This window comes from Robiginitalea sp., from assembly GCF_049588695.1.
Classification (GTDB): Bacteria; Bacteroidota; Bacteroidia; order Flavobacteriales; family Flavobacteriaceae; genus Robiginitalea.
In genome coordinates this window covers 1-2,418 of sequence record NZ_JBAVZJ010000415.1, presented here as the reverse complement: position 1 = coordinate 2,418, position 2,418 = coordinate 1, and the positions used below count along the sequence as shown (strand labels likewise).

At 48.3% G+C, this 2,418-nt stretch carries 3 protein-coding genes; 1 reads left to right on the top strand and 2 read right to left on the bottom strand.

Annotated elements, in window-relative coordinates; all coding sequences use genetic code 11:
* Positions 1–482: LamB/YcsF family protein (locus tag WBV75_RS09775; RefSeq protein ID WP_424120435.1), on the bottom strand; the 482-nt coding region annotated here is incomplete at its 3' end.
* A gap of 2 nt (positions 483–484) precedes the next feature.
* Entirely contained in the window at positions 485–1,672 is a 1,188-nt protein-coding gene (locus WBV75_RS09770) for an Nramp family divalent metal transporter (protein WP_424120434.1), read from the bottom strand.
* A 200-nt stretch (positions 1,673–1,872) separates the two neighbouring features.
* Here WBV75_RS09770 and WBV75_RS09765 point away from each other — a divergent pair, with 200 nt between their 5' ends.
* Positions 1,873–2,316 (top strand): hypothetical protein, encoded by a 444-nt coding sequence (locus WBV75_RS09765; protein WP_424120433.1) that lies wholly within the window; start codon positions 1,873–1,875, stop codon positions 2,314–2,316.
* Positions 2,317–2,418: the final 102 nt, after the last annotated feature.

Sequence of the window (2,418 nt, the reverse complement as noted above, 5' to 3'; positions counted from 1 at the left end):
TCCCAAATGGAGAAGCCGCGTTCGACGGCCATTCGGGCAAATTCTGAGCCACAAGGCACATAGAATATATACTTTTCTCGATATGGCTCAAGCACTTCCAGGTAATCCAGGGCTATTCGCCCTCCCCGGGCCAGATCGTTATAGAGGGCCCCATGGGCTTTAATATGGTGCATGGCAAGATTCAGAGTGGCCAGAACCTGCAGGAATTCTTCAATCTGGGATGCAATACTGGCCTGGAATTCCTTTTTTTCCATAACCCTGGATACCCTTCCGAAATGTTCGGGATCCGGGTAGGAAGGATGGGCTCCGATACGGATCTGGTGTTTAGCTGCCAGGGAAGCGACTTTCCGCATAGAATTGGCATCCCCGGCGTGCCCGCCGGTAGCAATATTGCAGGAGGTAATAAATGGAAAGAGTAAGTGTTCATTGCCTATACCCTCCCCTACATCGCAATTCAGATCAATAGCAGTTCTCATTGCCATACTCAGATAAAGATCTTAAAGATACTCCAAATCCCCAGCCCCGTGACAAGAACGAGTACGGTTAAGCCAAGAATGTTTTGAATGCTGTTGTTTTTAAAGACACCCATTAAAGAAGCGCTGTTCGCGGCCCATAGGAGAAAAATACCGACAACAGGCAGTAGGATTCCGTTTGCCACCTGGGCAAAATAGATGATTTCCAGAGGTCGTATTTCAAAACTGAGGGCCAGCACACCCATTGACAACACCCCGATCCAGACCACCCGAAATTTCCAATCCTTACGATCCGCAGGCCATCCGAAACACTGTCGGGCCACAAAAGCAGCCGCCAAAGGTGCGGTTATTGCCGAAGTGATTCCAGCAGCCATCAATCCAATACCCAATCCATAGCGGGCCGCTTTGCCGTATAAGGGTTCGAGTCCCGCAGCCAAATCCATTACCGTGGAGACTACGGCGGCCCCACTGCCCGCTGCCGTAATCAAAATGGACATAGACACCAACCCCCCGACCAGGACGGAGAGTATGATATCCCTTCGCATCGTTCGCAAAGCTTCTATAGATTCCCATTTTTCACTAACCAGAGAAGTGTAGAGGAAGAGGTTATAGGGCACCACGGTAGTTCCCACAAGGGCAATTACGGTGAGTACATTTTCACTGCGGATATCGGGTATCAATAGCCCCCGGGCTAACTCTGATAAATCCGGTCGTGTCAAAATAGCTGTAATCAGGAATGAGAGACTCATAATAAGGACCAGGGTGGTAAAAACACGTTCGAGACTGCGATAATTCCCAAACCACAAAAGCCCAAAGGCAGCGATCCCAACCAAAAAAGGAAAATAGGAAGCTCCGGCAGAACCGAATATGGCCTCCAGGCCGAGGACGGCCCCTGAAATATTACCCGCCTCGTAGGCCGCGTTTCCAACAACAATCCCAGAGAGCACCACACCCAGCAGGAGGATGCGCAACAGTGGCCTGCCTATCGAACTTCGGATAAAACCTGGAATACCACCACTCGCACTCAACCCAAGGCGCCCGGCCATCTCCTGTAAAACCAACGTGGCCCCAATGGAAAGCAGCAGTGCCCACAAAAGTCCAAGTTTCCAATCCACGCCGGCCCGGATACAGGTCGTAACCGTTCCGGGCCCTACAAAAGCTGCGGCTATCAACATTCCCGGGCCGGCATTCTTAAACATAGGCAGATACTCTTCCGTTCAGGCTAAAGATAGGAATTCTCCCCTGTCAAAAAATTAGACAGTCAAACGGGTGTTTTTGTGCATTTCATCTAAAAGTCAGATGTTGACCCTCCTGAATGGTGTCGTACATCGAATTGTATATACTAATTTTTTTTTCGCGGGGTTATTAAAACCATTACCATGCATAAACCCCACATTGAATGACCTGTCTGGAGTGTAAAAAAAAGCTGAGTTATCTGGACCATCGGGAATCGATTGAATTATTCCAAACGGAGCTGTGTTCCGCACATCGAAAACGTCTCGAACGCCTTGTAAATACAAATCAAATCCCACGGGAAGCCGCCATACTCTACTACGGCCTTATTCAGGCCGGGGTAAAACCCATGCTGGCATGGTGGGATGGAAAAAATACCGTGGATCTGGCCATTTCCCGGGTGAAGTTAAACATTGAAGTGGATTCGGGGTACGAATCCCTTTCCCATGAGCAAGCCTTAAACGACCTCGAGGCAGCCATGCATTCCTTCAAAAATGGGTTTACCACTATTCGTATTCCTAATTTTTTGATCCGGAACCACCTTCAGGAAATCGTGATGAACATTATGGGAATCATCGAGGGTCTTAAACTCAATGTAAGGGTCGTATAACTAAAACGAATTAACCATGCAACAGGATTTCAATTATACAGATCGTTCATATAAAATGAGTATGTGGATTTTGATCCTTTTGGGCATAGCTGTTGTCGTCAT

Bases quoted from the DNA above. Each gene is read 5' to 3' on its own strand.
- WBV75_RS09770 (WP_424120434.1), bottom strand. From the start codon at position 1,672: ATGTTTAAGAATGCCGGCCCGGGAATGTTGATAGCCGCAGCTTTTGTA.
- WBV75_RS09765 (WP_424120433.1), top strand. From the start codon at position 1,873: ATGACCTGTCTGGAGTGTAAAAAAAAGCTGAGTTATCTGGACCATCGG.